This is a genomic window from Psychrobacter sp. Ps1 (genome assembly GCF_022129425.1).
Taxonomy (GTDB): domain Bacteria; phylum Pseudomonadota; class Gammaproteobacteria; order Pseudomonadales; family Moraxellaceae; genus Psychrobacter.
Map to the genome: position 1 here is coordinate 1 of NZ_JADQAN010000055.1, position 1,102 is coordinate 1,102.

At 46.4% G+C, this 1,102-nt stretch carries 1 protein-coding gene; it reads left to right on the top strand.

The window, feature by feature from the left end; all coding sequences use genetic code 11:
- Positions 1 to 107: 107 nt before the first annotated feature.
- Positions 108 to 1,102 (top strand): IS256 family transposase (locus tag I3249_RS13030; RefSeq protein WP_238070244.1); only part of this gene is annotated, 995 nt, incomplete at its 3' end.

Sequence of the window (1,102 nt, forward strand, 5' to 3'; positions counted from 1 at the left end):
GGGAGTTTCCTAAAAACTGTGTAACTGCTTATAATCCACTAACAGGAGAATAAGCAATGACTAACCAAACTGACATCAAGAAACTGGCTGAGCAAATGGCTGGTAGCATGAAAAGCTTCGATGACATCAAAGACTTTCAAAAGCAGCTCATGCAATCTTTTATCGATACTGCCTTGGAAGCTGAGATGGAAGACCATCTTGGCTACCCTAAGCATGAGAAAGCAGATAAGCCAAATAAACGCAATGGGCATACTAAAAAGACCGTCCGCAGTGACACAGGCGATCTTGAGATCTCCACCCCAAGAGACCGTCATGGTGACTTTGAACCTACACTCGTGCGCAAGCATCAAACCCGTATTAGTGGCCTTGATGACAAGATCATATTCCTTTACGCCAAGGGTCAAACCACCACCGAGATTGTAGAGAGCATTAAAGAGCTCTACGATGTCGACATCTCAAGCTCTCTTGTCTCAAGAGTCACCGATAACATATTAGAGGACATCACCGCTTGGCAGAACAGACCGCTGAGCAGTGTTTATCCTATCGTCTATTTAGACTGCATCGTCGTCAAAGTACGTCAAGACAAGCAGATCATCAACAAGGCGATCTATCTGGCCTTAGGCGTGGGACTTGATGGTAAAAAAGAGCTGCTTGGCATGTGGCTCTCAGAGAATGAAGGCGCTAAGTTCTGGCTAGGGGTTCTCACTGAACTGCAAAACCGTGGCGTACAAGACATCTTAATCGCTTGTGTCGATGGTTTAAAGGGCTTCCCTGATGCCATCAATACCGTTTATCCAAAGGCACAGGTTCAGCTGTGTATCGTACACATGGTGCGTTACTCAATGAAGTTTGTGCCGTGGACGGATAAAAAGGCCGTAGCGGCTGATTTAAAGGCCATTTACGGCGCTGATACCCTTGAGATGGCAGAGGCCAATCTTGAGCACTTTGATGAGGTGTGGGGCGAGAAATACCCGCACGTGGTTAAGTCTTGGCGCAATAACTGGGAGGGCTTAACGGTGTTCTTTAATTACCCTAAAGACATCAGAAAAGTCATATATACCACCAATGCTATTGAGTCGCTAAACAGCGTGATTCGGACGGC